Below are 19,641 nucleotides of genomic sequence, written 5' to 3' on the forward strand. Positions count from 1 at the left end.
TGTAAAGATGAATAAAAATGAATTTTGTCCAAATTGTGGACAACCAGTTAACGAAAACGAGGAGTTTTGTTCCAACTGTGGCGCAAAGCTGTCTAATAATAAGCAAAGTCGGCAGGAATACCGAATGGATCAGACGCCCCGGCAAGCTGCTAACAATAATCCGCGCCAGCCGATGAAAAAGAAAACTAAGATAATTTTGAGCATTGTGGGCGTTTTGGTTGTTGCTTTCATTGCTTTTTATGCTTGGGGCTCAAATCATTATCAACGGAAAAATCAAGTTGATCAGATTACTGCGTATTTAAAAAATCCGCGGGCAAATTTAGCGGACTATGTTACCTCGGATAATCCTAGTGTGCATGTCACTAATGTGGCTTTGAAGCCAACGCAAAATTATTATTTTGATCACAGTAGTGATGCCGATAAGATGGCAGAAGCTTTTAAGTATGGTGATACTTATGAAGACGTTTCGTTAGTACAGTCAGGACGGTACTTACTGTTTTTCCCTAAATATACGTTAAAATTTAAGACTTTTACACCACATATTAAGACTAATCATGCCAATTCGACGATTTATGTTAATGATGAAAAAATCGGTGGGGTTAATGGTAGTGGTGAAAGTTATTATAAGCAGGTACAGCCACTTTTTCCTGGAAAATATCATATTGTAGTTAAATCGACTGCTGCTGGTCATAAGTTAACTGCTGATAAAAGCGCCAATATTTTTTCAAATAGTGCAATTAATATGAATATCAAGACCGTCAATTTTACGGTTAAAAGCTCTCCTGGTGCGGATGTCTATATTAACGAGAAAAAAGTTGGTATGTTAGATAAGAACGGCGAAAAAGTATTTAACGAATATCCTGCTACGGATGACATGAAGATTTATGTCATGATGAAGGTTGACGGCAAGGCAATCAGATCAAAGGTAGTTGATTATGATGATCTAGGCTTTGATGATGACGATGATAGTAGTAGTAATGTCGTTAAGCCTGAATGGCCGGGCTTAATCAGCGAGGATGATGCCAAAAATATCTTGGAAGACAACTTTGAGGATCCAGCTGAAGATGCATTTGTTGGTGGCGCGGAAAATAAGGGTTACCAAGAACTGCATGAGCAGATTGGTAACTTTAATGACAATGACGAAATAATTTCTTATGATATGGATTGTAGCATTGTTTCCATTTCGCCTGCGCCAGATAATAGTAGTAATGTTGTCTATAAGATAACTTACACTTTTGAGCATGATGATTATGAGCATAAACAAGTAATGCTATATTCTGGTTGCGTCTTCCACCAAAATGGTGATGACGATGATGCTTCACAAAAAATTAAAGCAATCGGTAATGGAAAGATTATCAGTGATAAAAAGTATAATAACTAAGCTAATAGGGCACATCACATGTGATGTGCTTATTTAGTTTCAAATTACATTGATGAGTAAATTGGCCAAGATAAAAGATCATCAATCTATTAAATTTCAAAATAATAGGAGAACTTAAAATTAATAAATTGCGTAAGAATTATCATGAAAAAAGCAAGTATTGTTCCACTATTTTTTAAAGGAAATTTCCTTTTTTGGAATACTGCATATGTGTTTTCATTAAAGAGTGGGCGAAAACTTAATCTTAAAGACTATCCTGAACTTAATAAATTGGGTTACTGAATTAAGGTTAATGATTAAACTAATTAACGGGTATGGTCACTTTTAGGGCTTCCGGCGTTTAGCTAAAAATTTTGTCGAATAACAGGGCTTCAACCAGATGATTTTTACGTAAATTTAGTTTCTGGTTCAATCATTGGCATATCTTTGGCAATTCAAACTTATGCAGCACCTGGAGCAGCAATTTTTGCTGTGGTAATGGCAGCAATTATGTATGCCTTTTTTGAGCAATCGCCAGTTCATAAGAAGGTAAGCCATGTAGCAGAGCAAGAAGAAGACGGCTTTGATGAATTTTAAATAGCTCATACAAAAATAATGTTAAGAAGCATTCTATTTTGTGAAGATCAAATAGGATGCTTTTGTTTTGTTTTTTTATTCACATATTCTACTAGCTTGAATTTTCCGACAAATGCAAGTTACTTTACTGGTAAAATTGTTCGTTTATATTTACTTGATTTCGCTTACATAAGTTACAAAAGGTTACATTAATTTACTATTATTATCAAAAATTGAGGTTAAAACTAAAATATATTGTGAAATATGTAATTAATTAGGAGGAGAAAGATGAATATTGCGAAAGCGATTCAAGTGACATTTTCCAATGTTGCGATAGTTAGCTCAGTAACATCAACAATTTTTATTATTTTATTGGGTTTTTATTTACGTAAGCGTAATATCTTTACAGAAAAGTATGGTAAGCTTTTATCTAAGATTGTTTTAACAGTTGCGCTTCCGGCTTTGGCATTCAACTCATTTATGCAGCCAATTAATGGTGAAACTTTTTCGCAAGGGATGAATGTGTTAATTTGGGGAATTGTAATTTATATTATTTTGATTTTGGTAACCCCAATTTCTTATGCCAAGTATCCTAAAGATAAGCGGGATGTTCTAGCAATTTTAACCACTTTTGGTTCAACTACCTTTTTTGGAATTCCAATTGTTGGTGCGGTCTTTGGTACCAAGGGCATAATGTATAGCTCGATTTTTAATATTGGCTACCGAATTTTTTTATATTCTTATGCTTATATTAAGATGTCTGGCTTGAAAATGAATGCAAGCAATATCAAAAAAATGTTTGTCAATCCGGTGGTAATTGCTACTTTTTTGGGACTGATTATGTGGCTAGTGCAAAATTATATGCCACAGGTTGCTGTAAGACAAGCTGTTAATGGCATAATTAATCCTGGTGCACCAATAATTAAGGTTGCCTTTTACCGAATTGATCAGACTGCAATTTGGTTGTACAAACCACTGCAATATCTGGCTAACCTGGCATCACCACTTGCTTGGCTATCAATCGGTGCTACTTTAGGTTCGACTTCATTTAAAAAAGCTGCGGGAAACAAGACTTCTTGGTATTACAGTTTTAATAAGGTTGTCTTAGTACCACTGCTTAACTTGGTAATACTGGTCATCTTAAATGTGACTAACATCTTACCGATTAGCTATGTTGCCTTAGGTACAATCATTATTATGATGGCTACGCCAACCGCTGCCGTTGCTTCGTCTTATGCGATTAGCTTTGATCGTGAGGCGGTATTATCGTCCAATGCATCCTTTGTATCGACAATTTTAGCGGTAGTGGCAATGCCATTTTGGATTGCCTTTCTCGGTGTTCTTAGTCAAAGCGGATTATTTCATTAATTAGGAGGTTTTTATGTTTAAAATTGTTGCTTATGGCGTACGTGAAAATGAAGTAGATTACTTCAAGAAATTAAATAAATATCATTATGATGTGCAATTGGAATCTGAATTGTTAACTCACGATAATATTGAAACTGCTAAAGGCGCAGATGCTGTTTTGTTACGTGCCAATTGTAAGGCAGACGCACAAAACTTGGCGAAATTAAATGAGTGGGGCATTAAATACGTCTTTACTAGAACAGTAGGTTTTAACCATATTGATCTTAAGACTGCCGCCAAATATGAAATGAAAGTTGCTCGTGTTCCGGCATATTCACCATACGCCGTAGCCGAATTGGCAATGACCTTAGGAATGATGCTCTTTAGACATACTGCTTTGGCAGTCGATATGACCAGGCAGGGAAACTTTAGTGTTTCGACCGCCACTTTTTCTGGGGAAGTTCATTCAAGTACTGTGGGAATTATCGGAACTGGTCGAATTGGGGCGACTGAAGCGCAGCTATATAGTGGAATGGGAACCAAAGTCTTGGGCTATGATCCTTATCCAAGCGACTTCGCTAAACAATATGTTGAATTTGTTGAGCAGGATGAATTGCTAGCAAAATCAGATATTGTTTCAATCCACGTGCCGTATTTCCCAGGTCAAAATGATCGTTTAATCGATGCGGACTTTTTAAAGAAAATGAAACCAACTGCTGTTTTGGTTAATACGGCGAGAACACAACTTGCTGATTATCCTGCTATTATTAAGGCAATCACTCAAAATCAAATTGCTGGTTTTGCTAGTGATGTTTTACCGGACGAAGTTGAAGTGCTGGGACATGATTTTAAAGGCAATATCACTAATGAACTGACTAAGCAGTTAGTTGATTTATATCCTAAGGTTCTACTAACTCCGCACATTGGTTCTTACACGAGTCCAGCTTTAACGGATATGATTGCAGTCAGCTATGAAAACTTCCACCAAGTTTTAGAGACAGGTAAGACTGATAACGACGTTAAGTTAGACTAAGTTAATACACAAAAAAGCGAGCTATCAACTGATAGTTCGCTTTTTATTTATTAGCTTTGTAAAGTTTAATTGGTCGACCTACTTTTAGGTAATGGGTTTTGATTGTTAATTCATTAGTTTTTACTAAATAATCTAAATACTTTTTCGTGGTAATCCGTGAGAGTTTAGACTTACGGGCAATCTCCTGATTAGAAAAATAATCGGGTGTTTCTGCGATGATTGCCTTTATTTTGTTAAGAGAAAAATTTGATAGTCCTTTAGGCAAGGAAGTAATTTCTTTTTCTCCAGCAAAATCTTGTGTAATGAAAATCTGATCGAGTTCAGTTTGCGATAATTGTCGATCTTGGTTTAATACCTCATTATATTTTAGAAAATGCTCAATTGCCTTATGGAATCGCTCAAAAGAAAATGGTTTTACCAGGTAATCGAGTACGCCATAGTTTAACGCTTGGTTAACGCTTTGGCTATCTTTAGCAGCTGATAACATGATTACATTCGGATGGAGATTGTGCTCAATAAATAAGTGAAGAAGCTCAGTACCTGAAATTTTAGGTAAATAAATATCGAGTAAGACCAAATCAAGCTGCATTTTTTGCGCAAGGGCTAAAGCTTTATCTGCCCTATCTACTTGATAAAGCTGCATTTTTGCGGGCGGAATTATTTTCATTAGGTACTGTTTATCAACTGAATTGACCATGGGGTCATCTTCCACAATGAGAATCTGTAACATTTTTATTCCTCGCTGTTAATCGGTAATTCAAGATAGAAATTGCTACCATGTGGATTACAAGGTGTAATGTCAATATAGCCGTGATGATTATCGACAATTTGCTTAACTAGCATTAAGCCGTAACCATGACCTTTACCTTTAGTAGAATATTTTTGCTTAAAAAGTTGTTCTCGGACAGCAGGAAAAATACCACTACCGTTATCGGTCACTTCTATAATCAGGGTCGTACTTTCGGTATCATAATTAAGTTCGAGTTTAATGGCACCACTGGTATCAATGGCAGCTAAGGCATTGTCGATTAAGTTACCCAATATCTTGATCAGATCAAGATTTAATTGGTCTGAAACAATTGCTTGTGGCAGATAGGAATCAGGAGTAAGTGTCAAAGTCACTTTTTGCTCTTTAGCCTGATTAATTTTACCGGTTAAAAACCCGACTAAAGCTGGTGATTCAATCTGCTGGTTTAGCTGGCCAAACTCTTGCTGGTAATTAGCATTAACTTTGCCAATAAAATTAGTAACATTATCATATTGCTTTAATTCAATCATACCGTAAATTGCCTGTAATTTATTGCGAAATTCATGCGATTGCGCTCTAAGCGCTTGAATGTATTGCTCACTTCCAGCTAATTGTTCAGACAGTTGTTGGTATTTGGATTGATCTTGCAGTAGAGCAATTTGGCCATAAGTTTTGTCATGGTAAACTAGCCTACTAGTGGATACAATGTATTCTTTAGCGTTAATTAAGAGCGGAACATTGGTCTTATTTTGTGAATGATTATGATTAAAAATTAGTTTAGCTAAATTGGAATCTAGTGCAGTACCCACTTTAACTGCTGGAAATGTTTTTTTAGCTAAATAATTGGTTGTAATTACGATGTTTTGTTCATTAACGGCAATTAAGATTTCATCAATACTATCAATAATAGCGTGTAGTTCCGTCAGCTTGGTAGCAATTTCATTTGGTTCCATATTAAAAAGAGATTTTTTAATCCTTTGCGCTAAAAAAAGTGCCAAAATTATGCCAGCACATAAAGCAAATAATGAACCAAGAATAACCGCTTTTTGAGCAGATAAAATTGCCCGGTTAATTGAGCTATCGGTTAGGCCAACGCAAACAATGCCAACTTGTTGTTTGTTCTTGAAAACAGGCACAAAGATGCGGTAACCCGTTCCTAAAATACCTTTGCGATGTGAATAATGGCTTTTACCAGTGCTTGATTTTTTAGCATCTTGCGGAGAACTAAATCTTTTGCCAATCCGACTAGTATCAGGGTGGGAGTAGCGCATTAATTTCCGATCTAAAATGACAACGAAATCAACATGAGATGCCTGTGTGATTTGATTGGCATATTTTTGCAATGAATTATTTTGGGTGGGCTGGGGATGCTTTTTTAGAGTTTCCTTAACGGTTGCATCTTGAGCAGCAATTCTAGCAACTCCAGCAATTTTCTCTTTGATTATTTGCTTTTGACTCTGTTTGACATGGTATGAAGCGATACTGCCAGCAGTAATAACAAAAATAACTGTTGTTAAAAAAACTAGTAAAACAGATTTAGTTCTTAAGCTAAAGCTTGATTTTCGTGGCATGTTTTTCCTTTTTATATCGTTACAACTGATTACTATTAGTATAAACTACTAAATCATAAAAAAGCTTAACCAAAGGAAAATTTTATCAAGTGCTTAAATAAATAACTAAAATATCTTTTAAACTAAAAATAGCAGTCATAACTGATAGTTACCAAGCTATACTTAAAGTTATATTGATGTCAAAAATTGCAAATTGAGCTAATAGAAGTGTTTAAAGGTGACTAATGTAAATAATATCGGGTTACTAAATTCACTAAGTGAATTAATCAATTCTCATTATGATAGTGGCAATCACGCAATTGTTAGTGGAAAATCTCTCCCGGTTAGACCAGGTGACTGTTAATGAAATTATCAATCATGCTTAATGTTTTTGCAATCTGTTGTCAGACACTTTTGCGAAAAATCAGCTTATTCAAGTTTGATTTGAAATCATCGCTTTCTAAAATAATTTTCCCCATTGATTACTGTTTCTACTTCTGGAAAATACGCTGAAATTTTGAATGATTTTTTACGAGAATTATCGGGAGACAAAATTTTGTAAAGAAGCCATTGATTTAATAATTTTTGAACAACATGATATAGAATAGATTTAGAAAGAAGAAATAACTTGCAGCTAATTATTCTTAATCTGTTTATCAAACATGTTCAAACATTGACAAACAAAATAGAACAATTATACTAAAAGATGAACTAAGTTAGTTGCTTAATCTAGTTTAAAAAGTAGGTAACCATGTTAAAAAGTGAAAGATTAAAGACGATTTTACAGATAGTAAACACGCAAAAGTTTGTAACAGTTGATGAATTGGCTCAAGCCCTCAAGGTGTCTGATATGACAATTAGGCGGGATCTAAATGAATTGCATAAGTTCAACAAGATTATGCGTATTCACGGTGGCGCGCAGATTTTATCAGACCAAAGCCGTATTGAAAAAAGTTACAAACAAAAAAGAGAGATTCATAGTAAGGAAAAGATTGAAGTTGCCAAGCGCGCCTGCAATCTAATTCATGAAAATGATTCAATTTATGTTGGTCCGGGCACTACTTTAGAATTAATGGTTGCTAACTTGAAAGTTAAGCATCTCAGGATAGTGACTAATTCACTGCCAGTTTTTGAAGTGGCTAAAAACAGTCCTAATAATTATGATCTGATCATGATTGGCGGTTCTTATCGGAGAATCAGTGGTGCTTTTTTAGGGGCTCTTGCTAATAGTGAACTTGCAACAATGTCTTTTTCAGTCGGCTTTGTAGGTGTTAATGGCATTAAAGATACTTCTATGACAACAGCTAACTTAGAAGAGGGTCAAACCGAGAAAATCGGATTAGATCATTCACAAGTTAAATTGATTGTGGCTGATTATTCTAAATTGGATCACAGTGATTTTCATCAATTTTATGACTTGCGCGATGTTGATGGTTTGATTACTAATCATGGTATCGATCCTGAATTGGAAAAACATTATAGTCAATTTACAACTATTTATAAATAGTTGTTTTGAGAGGAGTTTTAGCTATGAAAGTTGTTATTGGTAGCGATCAGGCTGGCTTTGACTTAAAGGAAAAAGTCAAGCAGTACTTGGAGGATTACAATTATGAGGTCTTGGACGTTACAACAAAAGCAGCAGCAGATTTTGTTGAATCTAGCTTGCTAGTTACACGTGAAGTACTGGATAGCGGTATTAAAAAAGCCATCATGTTTGACGAATATGGTGTAGGATCGGCAATGGCTTCTAACAAGGTCAAAGGGATGGTTACCGCAAATGTGAACGAGGAAAGAACTGCCCACATGACAGCGATGCACAACGGTGCCAAGGCTATCGCTTTGGGAAGTGGCATTGTTGGTGAAAAATTAGCCTATTCGATCGTGCAACATTATCTTGATACTGATTATGCTGGCGGACGGCATCAGATTCGGCTAAACATGTTAGAAGAAATGATCTAAAGGAGGGCTAAAAATGTTAGATAATGATCGACCACAACCAGAATTTGTTGATCCTAAAATTGATAAGCATACGGTGATTGCCTTGGGTAATGACCATATTGTGACTGCAATTAAAATGGCTATTTCTGATCACCTTAAGGATGAGGGCTATCGTGTAATTGATGAAGGTACACATGACAACACAAGAACTCACTATCCAATGTATGGTAAACGCGTGGCAGAAGACGTTGCTGATGGTCGTGCTGATCTCGGCATCGTTCTTTGCGGGACAGGCATCGGTATTTCAACGGCTGCTGATAAAAATGAGGGTATTCGAGCAGCGATGGTTGGCGATGCTACCCAAGCTGAATATGCCCGCCGTGAATTAAATGCAAATGTTATTGGCTTTGGCGGTATTGTCCTTGGACGTGATTTCATTTTTGATATTGTAGATTCATTTTTGAATGCTAGGTATGCCCCAACTGACGATAACCGCAAATTAATTACTAAAATTGATGGTATTGCAAAGCCAAATCCTGATCAAAAGGATAATGTTCACTTCTTTGATGAAGAAAATAAGAAGTGGGCTGAAGGCGTATACCACGACTAATAAAAGTAAATAAAAAACAAAATTTAATCGCACACAAATACAAAAGATCATGCAGAAATTGTCGTGGTCTTTTTTTGTACTCGGTAAGGCAGAGGGAAATTTGTTTAATAAAATCAGAATGAGAAACAAAGTTTCACTATTTCAATTTGTAGAAAATTAAGAAAATTGGTTGCAATTTTGAATCCGGTTACATATAATATCAATAGATAATCAAACAAAAACTAACATATTCGAACAAAACCGAAAATTTATTTAGTATGAAAAGGAGAGAAAAATGGTTACAAGAGAAGAAATATCAATGGCAGGCTTTGAAATTGTTGCATATGCGGGAGATGCAAAAACTGCACTAATGAATGCATTAGATGAAGCACAAAAAGGCAATTATGATAAAGCGCGTGAATTTGTTAAAAGTGCAGATGTTTCACTTAACGATGCCCATAATTCCCAAACCAGGCTAATGAGTAAAGAAGCCAGTGGTGAGGAGATGGAAACAACCTTTATTATGTCTCATGGCCAAGATACTTTGATGACTACGATGCTCTTGAGAGATCAGGCTAAGTATTTTATCGATTTATATGAAAAATACAATATTACCCTTAAAGAACTTGAACAATTAAAGAAAAACGAGTAATAAGAAAAGAGGATAAGTATGAATGTCGTAATAAAGCAAATTGAAAAAGCCCAACCGCTTTTTCAAAAAATAGCTGCAAATAAGTATTTACGGGCAGTTAGAGATGGATTTATTGCTCTAATGCCGATCATTATTTTTTCGAGTATTTTTCTCTTAATTGCCAATGTACCCTTGATTTGGCACTTTGCATGGCCCGTTAAAGTGGCCAATGCGTTAAATATGTTTTATAACATGTCAATGGGTGTTCTAGCATTGATGGCTTCTTCATCCGTGGCCAAAGCTTTAACTGATTCGTTAAACTTAGATCTACCTAAAATCGCACAGATTCCAACAATAGGTGTGCAGTTTACAGCACAGATTTCATTTATTTTGGTTGCAGTAGATACTTTGACAGATAAGCTAAATAATATTTATTTTGCAATTTCAATGATTGGTACTAAAGGCTTGATTTGTGCATTTCTTGTAGCATTTATTGTTCCTAATGTTTATTATGTGTGTTTTAAAAATCATATAACGATTAAGTTGCCGAGCGCTGTACCTCAAAATATCGCAAGTGCTTTTGAAAATATTATTCCCTTTGCAATAAGTACCGGTTTCTTCTGGGTGTTTTCCTTGGTATTTAGGGCACTAACCGGAACCAATTTAGCTACTTGGATTATTCAAGTTCTTTCTCCGCTGTTCACGGCTGCGGACGGTTATGTGGGTTTAGCAATTGTTTATGGCGCAATGGCTTTCTTTTGGTTTATTGGTATCCAAGGACCATCAATCGTTGAACCAGCTGTAACCGCAATCTATTTGAGTAATGTAGAATCAAATTTAACTGCTTGGAAAGCAGGAAATATTGCTGGTGCTAACCATATATTGGCGCAAGGTACGCAATATTTTGTTGCAACCCTTGGAGGAACTGGCGCAACCCTGGTTATTACTTTGATGTTTGCTTTTTGGGCCAAATCTAAGGAGCTAAAAGCTGTTGGTCGCGCCGCGTCTATTCCGGTACTATTCGGTGTTAATGAACCAATTCTTTTTGGGGCACCGCTAATCTTAAATCCAGTCTTCTTTATTCCTTTTATATTAACACCAATCGTTAATGTTTGGCTCTTCAAAATTTTTGTTGATATCTTCCATATGCCTGGTTTTATTTATAATCTGCCATGGACTACGCCAGGTACGTTGGGTCTTATCATGGGAACCGGCTTTTCAATCGCTGCAATTGTCTTATCTATTGTATTGTTGGTTGTTGATACGGTAATGTATTATCCGTTCTTCAAGGCCTATGATATTCAGAAGTGTAACGAAGAAAAGCAACATGCTGAGGAAGATCAAAATGATGCAAATTCTACAGCAGTTATTTCTCATAATGAAGAAACAGCTGGTGAAGTAAACACAATAAATGATGGTCAAACAGCTAAAGCAGGTTTATCTAGTAAGATACCACTTTCAAAAACCAAAGATGGTAAAGAATTAAATGTCTTGGTTCTGTGTGCAGGTGGCGGAACTAGTGGAATTTTAGCCAAGGCCCTAAATAAGTTGGCAAGTGAAAATTCATTGCCTTTATCGGTGGCCGCTACATCGTTTGGATCACATCATGATTTACTAAGCGGTATGGATATTGTTATTTTGGCTCCTCAAATGCATGCTATGAAGGATGAGCTTGAGAAGGAATGCAAACAGAATAACGCTAAAATGATTACTACAACTGGTAAACAATACATTAATATGACACAACATGCTGATAAGTGCTTAGACTTAATCATCACAAATATTTCAGATTAAAGAATTAATGGAGAAATTGACAATGAGTTTATTAAATAGAGTACAAAAATTACCTAATGACTTTGTATGGGGTGGTGCTACAGCAGCCTATCAAGTAGAAGGAAGTACAAAAGTTGATGGGAAGGGAGAAACAATGTGGGATGCGTATTTGCGCAAGCAAGGAAGGTTTTCTCCTGACCCAGCCAGCGATTTTTATAATCGTTACCCCGAAGATATTAGATTGGCCAAGAAATATGGCTTGAATGCAATCAGAGTTTCAATTGCCTGGACGAGAATTTTTCCACAAGGTTATGGTTCTGTTAACCAAAAAGGGGTAGATTTTTATCATAATTTGTTTAAAGAATGTCTTGATAATGGTATTGAACCATATGTCAGTCTTCACCATTTTGATAGTCCAAAGAATTTGTTTGAAGATGGTGATTGGCTTAATCGTAAAAACATTGATTACTTTGTTGATTATGCCAAGTTCTGCTTTAATGAATTTAAGGAAGTTAAGAACTGGTTTACCATTAATGAATTAATTTCACTTGCTTACTCGCAATACATTGCAGGTACCTTCCCGCCTAATCATCACTTTGATGTAACAAGTGCTATCCAAGCAGAGCATAATGAACTGCTTGCTCATGCTCGTGTGGTTAACTTGTATAAGAGTATGAATTTGTCAGGACGAATTGGGTTAATTCATGTTCTGCAGCCAGTTTATCCAATCTCTGACTCCGAAGAAGATAAGAATGCGGCAAAACTTGAGGATGCCTTCCTAAATAAATTTTTACTTGATGGAACATTTTTAGGTTATTATTCTAAAGACACTATGACTTCGATTAATGAAATATTGCGGTTAAATAATGCCCACCTAGATATTCAAGATGGTGATCTAGATATTTTAGCTAAAGCTGCGACTCAAAATGATATTTTTGGTTTAAATTATTATCAAAATCAATTTATTAAGGCTTATCAAGGTGAGAGTGAAAATCACTTTAACGGAACAGGTGCTAAAGGGACATCATCCTTTAAATTTAAGGGTGTTGGCGAAATAGTTAAGAAACAGGGTGTATCGACTACTGATTGGGACTGGAATATTTTTCCTAAGGGACTTTATGACGTTTTACTTCGTGTTAATCATGACTACCCCAACTGTCAAACGATTTATATTACCGAAAATGGCTTAGGATACAAAGACCAATTTGATGGTACAGATAAAATTATCGATGACCAGCCAAGAATCGATTTTATCGATCAGCATATGGATGCACTTCTTAAAGCAAAAAATAAGGGCGTCAATGTACAAGGATATTTTGTTTGGTCACTCCAGGATCAATTTTCTTGGGCTAATGGCTATAATAAGCGGTACGGATTATTTTACGTTGATTTTAAAACCCAAAAGCGTTATATAAAGAAGAGTGCACTTTGGTTTAAAGAACTAGCGGACACAATGAAATAATATTTTAGGTAGGGATATATTGTATCTCTATTTTTTTGTCTGTAATAATATTGTTATATTATTTTGCTTTAGTAGTTTTTTTTCTGACGTATTTGTGCGTGGATCCAACATGTATCTTAGCGTATAAGTGAATGTCATAAAAATGCTCCAATAATTAATTAATATGACTGATTTTGTAAAAATATTTTAAATATAGTAATAAGTAATAGCAAATATAAAATATTTATAAATTAAGTAAAACTTTTCTAAATTTAGTCATTATATGTAAATCTTTTCAAGTATATTGATAGCGCTTTAATCAATAGCTAAATAAGTATATAATTGCAATGTGCGATTAAAATAAAAGGAGATATATAATGAGAACAATTACTTCTACCGTTGCTAAACATATGGAAAATTTATCAACTGAAGATGGTATCATTAGTGCATTAGCAATCGATCAACGTGGATCGCTTAAAACAATGCTGGCCGATGCAGCAAATAAACCAGCAGATGAAACAACAATTGTTGATTTTAAAAAGGCCGTTTCAAGTGAACTAACACCGTATGCTTCATCAATATTGACTGATCCAGAATACGGTCTTCCTGCTACTAAAGTTAGAGATAAGAATTGTGGTTTACTGCTTTCTTATGAAAAAACTGGTTATGATACAACTGTACCTGGTAGAATGCCTGATTTAATTGAGAATCAATCTGGGTTACGAATTAAGAATGAGGGTGGTGATGCAATCAAATTTTTAGTTTATTATGATCCAGACGAGGGAGAAGAAATCAATGATAAAAAGAAAGCTTTTGTTGAAAGAGTAGGTGCTGAGTCAAAAGCTAATGAATTGCCATTTTTCTTAGAAATATTGACTTACGATGCTAAAATTAATGATACTAAAGGCGAAGATTTTGCTAAAGTTAAGGCTAATAAAGTTATTGCAACCATGCAAGAGTTCTCAAAACCTCAATATAATGTGACGGTTTTAAAGGTGGAAATTCCCTTTAATCTTAAGTATGTTGAAGGCTTTAATGGCGATAACAACGTTATTTATACTCAAGCTGAAGCTAAAAAATTATTGAAAAAGCAATCCGAAGCAACCGATCTACCCTATATCTTCTTATCAGCTGGTGTAACAAGCGAGGAATTTATTGCTGAGATTAAAATGGCTGAGGATGTGGGAGCAAAATTTAATGGCGTTCTTTGCGGGCGAGCTACCTGGAAACCAGCGATTAAACCGTTTGCTGGTGAAAGTGAAGAAGCTGGCCGTAAATGGCTTGCAACTAAAGGTAAGGAAAATATTGAAAATTTAAATAAAGTGCTCAGCGGTGCAAAATCCTGGCGTGAAAAATTAAAAATAGAATAATTAAACAGTATAGGAAAAGCCATCTATATATATAGATGGCCTTTTTATTTGCTTTCATAAAAACCAGTTCTAACAGAATAAGCATCACTAAAAATACGTGTCATAATTTGTAAAGGTAAGCGTGAACGCACCTCATATTCAGGAAAATAATTTGTTTTTGACATATATCCGATAAATGACATGGTGGAATAAGGCATGATACTTCCGGCTGGATTGGTAGTAAAAGTTAGAGTTGGTATTTCATTTTTATTCAAAATGGCTGCTGCTGCAACTAGTTCTTCGGTTTCGCCATTTAGAGTAATAAAAATTGCAAGTGCATTAGGTTTAATTTTACTAGCTATAGTTTTAATAATATTTGGATCAGAATGAAATTCACAATATTTCCCAGTTAACTGCAACTTAACCATTAATTCATTGGCAATTGATTCTGATAAACCTCTGGCAAAAATATAAATAATTTTTGCTTGTCTAGTTAATGAAATACTATCTTCAATCGTGCTGTAGCTAAGATTATGGAGGGTATTATTCATTTCAATCTCGTTTTTAGTAATGACATGACGGATTTTATCGTCAGCGTCATTTAAGACGCTAAAGGCAGAGTTTGATTTACTCTTTAATTTTAAAGATTCACGGTAAGAAGTATAACCGCTATAGCCCATTTTTTGCATTGTGCGTACGATTGTCGCAGTAGATACATTTGCGAATTGACTTAATTTAACTATTGACATTTTTGCAATTTGTTCAGGATTATTTTCGACAATGTTCCATAAGTGGAGTTCAGCAGAACTGAGTTCTTTAGTTGGCATTGATTTACCTCATTTGTAAAACTTTTTCTATATTATAAAAGTAAACGCTATCATTAAGAAAAATGTTACAACAAATTATCTATATAATAAAGTAAAAGTCAATAAAAAGGAGTGAAAATTTTGATTTATACAATAACTCTAAATCCGGCAATTGATTTAGTGATTGTGACAAAAAAGTTGGAACCTAAGGTAGTTAATAGAACTGAAAAATTTGAGTTACAACCAAATGGTAAAGGCGTTAACGTATCATTTATTTTGAAAAAATTAGGTATAGATAGTGTTGCTACTGGTATTGGTGGTGGTTTTACATTGGATTATATCGTTTCTGGATTAAAGGAAAAAGGTATACAAACTAATTTTTTTAAAGTTAAGGAACCAACTAGAGTTAATGTTTTTACAAATGTCATTGACGAAAATACTGAATATAAAGAGGTAAATCCGGGACCTATAATTAATCAAACCGTTCAGGATAAATTTTTGCAGTATCTAACCACTAATTTGGTAACTAATGATATTGTAGTGATTTCTGGAAGTTTTTCCAAGGGAATTAAACCCAATATTTTGGTTGAAATTGCTAAAATTGCTAATAATAAGAAAGCTAAGTTAGTTATCGATAGTAGTTATGCGGCAATTCTTGATACTTTGCCATTTCAACCATTTTTGCTAAAACCGAATGATGCAGAATTAGCAAAACTTTTTAACTGCAAGGAAAAATTAACTAAAAAGAAAATCGTAGAATTGTCACAAAAATTAGTGGCAGGTGGTTGTAAAAATGTTTTGGTTTCTTTAGGGGCACAAGGAGCAGCATTAATTAATGATAATCGCATTTTATTTGCCAATGCGCCCAAAATCAAAGTAGTCAATTCAGCTTGTGCAGGCGATACAATGCTGGGAACTTTTATTGCTCTATTAGAAAAAAATAAATCAGTTGAAGAAGCTTTAAAGATGGCGGTGGCGGCAGGTAGCGACACTGCAAGCAGAATTGGCTTAACTAAGTTTGCTTTAGATGAATTATTACCACAGATTTCAGTAAAAGAAGGGGTGTATTAATATGGCAAAATATGATTTGGTTGGTGCAACAGGTTGTGCTACTGGTGTTGCGCATACTTTTATGGCCGAAGAGGCCTTGGAAAAGGCCGCGAAAAAGCTGGGCTATACGATCAAAATTGAAACTCACGGACAAACTGGGGTTGAAAACCATTTGACAGCTGAAGAAATAAGAGAAGCTAAAGCTGTAATTATTGCATCTGATATAGATGTTGATACTGATCGTTTTGCAGGTAAAAAGTTAGTTGTAGTTCCTGTGGCTCATGGATTAAAGGAACCTGAAGAGTTGATTAATCGTGCATTGAATGCACCTATTTATAAAGAAGGTCAAAATTCGGGTAATTCTGATATGATTAGTGAAAATAACCAAAGTGTAGGAAACAAATTGTATACATCACTAATGAATGGTGTATCGCATATGTTACCATTTGTTGTTGCAGGTGGTGTTTTGATTGCAATTTCCTTCTTCTGGGGAATTAATTCGGCTGATCCTAAGAGTAGTGAATACAATCAATTTGCAGCTATGTTAAACACAGTCGGTAGTACGACCATGAATTTGATGGCTCCAGTCTTAGGAGCATATATAGCAGAAGCATTAGCTCAAAGAACAGGTTTTGTTGTTGGATTAGCTGCTGGTTTTATTACATTTAATGGTGGTGGTGGATTCTTAGGAGCTATTGTTGGTGGTTATTTAGCAACAATTGTGGTTTGGGGATTACAAAAATTATTTAAACCATTACCAGATGATAAATTTCGCGGCTTAAAATCAATTTTCCTATTTCCAGTTCTAGGAGTTTTAATCACTGGTTCCATCATGTATTTATTAAATACACCGATTAAAGCGATTAATGTAGGTATGATGACATGGCTCAAAGGTTTTGAAAACACTAATCCAATTTTACTGGGAATCATTGTCGGAATAATGTGTGCATCTGATTTTGGTGGCCCAATAAATAAGGCTGCCTATGTTACAGGAACAGTTTTACTTGCTCAAGGTAATTATTTCTTTATGGCTGGTGTTTCTGCCGCATGTATTGCTCCACCATTAGCTACAGGATTCGCTGTTTTAATGAATCCTAAAGCATATTCTAAGAGCGAAAAAACAGCAGGTTATGTTAACTTTTTGCTAGGATCAACTCATATTACTGAAGGTGCTATTCCATTTGCTGCAAAACATCCTTTATGGAATATTCCAGCTTTTATGGTGGGATCAGCAATAGCAGCAGTATTGACATATATTACTAAAATTAGTGTTCCTGCACCTCACGGCGGTTTTATTGTTTTACCATTAGTTAACAAGCCCCTTTTATGGGTTTTATGGATTATAATAGGTTCAATTATCTCTGGTGTTTTATTGGCACTAATTGCTGGACGATTCGCAAAAAAAGATACAGTATCCGCTGAAAATAGTGTGATAACTACTTCTTCTAAAATAAAAAATGGAACCTCAGCAATAAATGAGGAAACATTTGATCCAAGTGATATCTTAGAAATAAGAAATATTAAAACAGATGTTGATATACCAAATCGTGATGAGGCTTTAAAATATTTAGCTGATTTTGCAGTTAACAATAATTTAGCTAATGATAGTAAAAAGGTTTATGCCAGTTATGCTAACCGTGAACAAGAAGGTTCGACAGGTATGACAGATGGTTTTGCAATACCACATGCTCAATCAGCTGCAATTGAAAAATCAGCAATGCTAATTCTTAAATTAAAGCATCCAATAGACTGGCAATCACTAGATGGACAGAAAATTGATATAGTAATTTCATTTTTGATTCCACAAGTTGATAGTAATGAGCACCTAAAATATTTGTCGAATACAGCCAAGTTGCTAACTCATGAAGATTTTATTGCTAAGCTAAAGATTGCTAATACGGCTCAAGATATTTTTAACTTGTTTAAAAATACTAAAATTTAAAATATGGATTAATAGAGGAAAAATCAAAGTGTTTTTCCTCTATTATTTTTTATAAATATAATTTGTACCATATATTTCCTTTTGAGATAACGATATTAACTTTTTTGTAAATAAAAAGCTTTCTCAAAGAGAAAGCAAAAGTTAACAACTTTAATTTTTAATCTTCGACTTTTTTGGCTTCAGCCAAGGCCTGCATGATTGAATCATTTTTAGAATGACAATCTTTAATCATTTGCCAGTCTTGTTCGCTTAATTTAACGATATACTTACTCAATTCATTCACCCTTTCTTTGAAATCTCAACTTTTATAATAGCACTTTTCATGATTAAAGAAGAAAAGCAAAAATAATATTTTTCATTTATGTTGCAAAATTAGAGGTTTAGTTAGAATATACCGATAGAAAACCTTTGTTCTTGTATATGACAAGTATATTTGCAATCTTTACTGGGACTTAATTTTTAGTTTGGCATGAATGTGAAGCAAATGTTACAAGTATGACATTATCTTTAACAGAAGTAATATTTTTTTAAAGCCTGAGTGATATTCCTGTTATAGTTCTGCAATTTAAACACTGTAGTATGTAGGCAATCGAATTGATTAATGCATGTTTGTCAATTTGATGAGGAAATGATATGAAATTTGATAAGGAGAGAATTTTTTTGAAGGTAAAATCAATCTTAGTTAAATCAGCAGCAGTAGCAGCATTATCTGTTTCAGGCGTTGCGCTGATGAACAGTACCAAAACTAATACTGTTCATGCAGCTACCGTTGAAAATGATGCAGCAGTTGTAACTGTGAACTATGTTGAAGGAAATGGTATTCACGTTTGGAATAGTTACGAGCAGCCTGAAGCTACTGGACAAATTTTACCAAGTAATTCATCTTGGAAAGTCATAAAAACTGCCTATGATCATAATGGAGAAAAATGGTATGATTTAGGCAAAAATCAATGGGTAAAAGCAGAATACGTAAATTCAGGCTATTATCCAGTAAATATAAATGAAACTGAAACTCAATCTCAATCTCAATCTCAAGTAACAGTAGAGTCTGATAGTTCTACTGTTGCTGCAAATAATAATCCTACCAATGCACAGAATGAGACAATGGTTGGAAATGATGCAGAATCTAGTGCCAAGGCCTGGATTGCTAATCGTGAATCAGGTAGCTCATATAGTGCACAAAATGGTCAATATATTGGCAAGTACCAATTAGCAGCTGCGTATCTAAATGGCGATTATTCCGCTGCTAATCAAGAACGTGTTGCCAATCAATATGTTGCTAGTCGTTATGGCTCATGGGCAGCGGCTAAACAATTTTGGCAAGCAAATGGTTGGTATTAATTGTTTTAAATAAATTCAATATACAAAACAGGAGCTAGTTAACCTTATTAGCTCCTGTTTTTGCTATAAATTATAAAATAACTTAAATAATAGTTATAAAAATTAATAATACATTGGCAATAGTTATTAATTAGTTTTAAAATTATTTAATAATGATGAACAAATTA

At 34.6% G+C, this 19,641-nt stretch carries 17 protein-coding genes; 14 read left to right on the plus strand and 3 right to left on the minus strand.

Annotation, left to right across the window (positions count from 1 at the left end):
• Positions 1-7 precede the first annotated feature (7 nt).
• The 4 genes from F5ESL0237_RS01240 to F5ESL0237_RS01250 all read left to right on the plus strand — a co-directional run bounded on the left by F5ESL0237_RS01240 (position 8) and on the right by F5ESL0237_RS01250 (position 4,316).
• Positions 8-1,381, plus strand: a complete 1,374-nt coding sequence (locus tag F5ESL0237_RS01240; protein WP_122024422.1) for a zinc ribbon domain-containing protein — start codon at positions 8-10, stop codon at positions 1,379-1,381.
• Between the two features lie 426 nt (positions 1,382-1,807).
• Entirely contained in the window at positions 1,808-1,957 is a 150-nt protein-coding gene (locus tag F5ESL0237_RS08380) for a hypothetical protein (protein WP_158592373.1), read from the plus strand.
• 267 nt (positions 1,958-2,224) lie between these two features.
• On the plus strand, positions 2,225-3,304 hold the full coding sequence (locus F5ESL0237_RS01245) for an AEC family transporter (RefSeq protein ID WP_122024423.1): 1,080 nt from the start codon (positions 2,225-2,227) through the stop codon (positions 3,302-3,304).
• Positions 3,305-3,317: 13 nt separating this feature from the next.
• Entirely contained in the window at positions 3,318-4,316 is a 999-nt protein-coding gene (locus F5ESL0237_RS01250) for an NAD(P)-dependent oxidoreductase (RefSeq protein ID WP_122024424.1), read from the plus strand.
• Positions 4,317-4,359: 43 nt separating this feature from the next.
• Here the strand turns inward: F5ESL0237_RS01250 and F5ESL0237_RS01255 are convergent, their stop codons facing one another.
• Together F5ESL0237_RS01255 and F5ESL0237_RS01260 are read right to left on the minus strand one after the other, a co-directional pair.
• Positions 4,360-5,046: a response regulator gene (locus tag F5ESL0237_RS01255; RefSeq protein WP_122024425.1), complete on the minus strand. Its 687-nt coding sequence runs from the start codon at positions 5,044-5,046 to the stop codon at positions 4,360-4,362.
• A gap of 2 nt (positions 5,047-5,048) precedes the next feature.
• On the minus strand, positions 5,049-6,635 hold the full coding sequence (locus F5ESL0237_RS01260) for a sensor histidine kinase (RefSeq protein WP_122024426.1): 1,587 nt from the start codon (positions 6,633-6,635) through the stop codon (positions 5,049-5,051).
• A gap of 730 nt (positions 6,636-7,365) precedes the next feature.
• On the opposite strand from F5ESL0237_RS01260, the gene F5ESL0237_RS01265 reads away from it, so the two are divergent.
• From F5ESL0237_RS01265 to F5ESL0237_RS01295, 7 genes are all read left to right on the plus strand, one after another.
• A complete protein-coding gene (locus tag F5ESL0237_RS01265; RefSeq protein WP_122024427.1) occupies positions 7,366-8,121 on the plus strand; it encodes a DeoR/GlpR family DNA-binding transcription regulator in 756 nt (251 codons plus the stop codon).
• Positions 8,122-8,144: 23 nt separating this feature from the next.
• Positions 8,145-8,573: a galactose-6-phosphate isomerase subunit LacA gene (gene lacA / locus F5ESL0237_RS01270; protein ID WP_122024428.1), complete on the plus strand. Its 429-nt coding sequence runs from the start codon at positions 8,145-8,147 to the stop codon at positions 8,571-8,573.
• A gap of 13 nt (positions 8,574-8,586) precedes the next feature.
• Positions 8,587-9,162 (plus strand): galactose-6-phosphate isomerase subunit LacB, encoded by a 576-nt coding sequence (gene lacB / locus F5ESL0237_RS01275; RefSeq protein WP_090093551.1) that lies wholly within the window; start codon positions 8,587-8,589, stop codon positions 9,160-9,162.
• Positions 9,163-9,436: 274 nt separating this feature from the next.
• Positions 9,437-9,793: a PTS lactose/cellobiose transporter subunit IIA gene (locus F5ESL0237_RS01280; RefSeq protein ID WP_122024429.1), complete on the plus strand. Its 357-nt coding sequence runs from the start codon at positions 9,437-9,439 to the stop codon at positions 9,791-9,793.
• Between the two features lie 18 nt (positions 9,794-9,811).
• Positions 9,812-11,566, plus strand: coding sequence for a PTS lactose transporter subunit IIBC (locus F5ESL0237_RS01285; RefSeq protein ID WP_122024430.1), 1,755 nt, complete (start codon positions 9,812-9,814; stop codon positions 11,564-11,566).
• Positions 11,567-11,588: 22 nt separating this feature from the next.
• The gene (lacG, locus tag F5ESL0237_RS01290) at positions 11,589-13,007 is read left to right on the plus strand and encodes a 6-phospho-beta-galactosidase (protein WP_122024431.1); all 1,419 of its coding nucleotides are present in this window, start codon (positions 11,589-11,591) and stop codon (positions 13,005-13,007) included.
• A gap of 356 nt (positions 13,008-13,363) precedes the next feature.
• Positions 13,364-14,356, plus strand: coding sequence for a tagatose 1,6-diphosphate aldolase (locus F5ESL0237_RS01295; protein WP_122021308.1), 993 nt, complete (start codon positions 13,364-13,366; stop codon positions 14,354-14,356).
• A gap of 44 nt (positions 14,357-14,400) precedes the next feature.
• Here the strand turns inward: F5ESL0237_RS01295 and F5ESL0237_RS01300 are convergent, their stop codons facing one another.
• Positions 14,401-15,162, minus strand: a complete 762-nt coding sequence (locus F5ESL0237_RS01300; protein ID WP_122024432.1) for a MurR/RpiR family transcriptional regulator — start codon at positions 15,160-15,162, stop codon at positions 14,401-14,403.
• A gap of 120 nt (positions 15,163-15,282) precedes the next feature.
• On the opposite strand from F5ESL0237_RS01300, the gene pfkB reads away from it, so the two are divergent.
• From pfkB to F5ESL0237_RS01320, 3 genes are all read left to right on the plus strand, one after another.
• Positions 15,283-16,212, plus strand: a complete 930-nt coding sequence (gene pfkB / locus F5ESL0237_RS01305; protein ID WP_122024433.1) for a 1-phosphofructokinase — start codon at positions 15,283-15,285, stop codon at positions 16,210-16,212.
• 1 nt (position 16,213) lies between these two features.
• Complete coding sequence (locus F5ESL0237_RS01310; RefSeq protein WP_122024434.1) at positions 16,214-18,133, plus strand: fructose-specific PTS transporter subunit EIIC; 1,920 nt, start codon at positions 16,214-16,216, stop codon at positions 18,131-18,133.
• Positions 18,134-18,793: 660 nt separating this feature from the next.
• Positions 18,794-19,474 (plus strand): SLAP domain-containing protein, encoded by a 681-nt coding sequence (locus F5ESL0237_RS01320; RefSeq protein WP_122024446.1) that lies wholly within the window; start codon positions 18,794-18,796, stop codon positions 19,472-19,474.
• Positions 19,475-19,641: the final 167 nt, after the last annotated feature.

The sequence above is a fragment of the Lactobacillus sp. ESL0237 genome, assembly GCF_003692985.1.
Classification (GTDB): Bacteria; Bacillota; Bacilli; order Lactobacillales; family Lactobacillaceae; genus Lactobacillus; species Lactobacillus bombicola.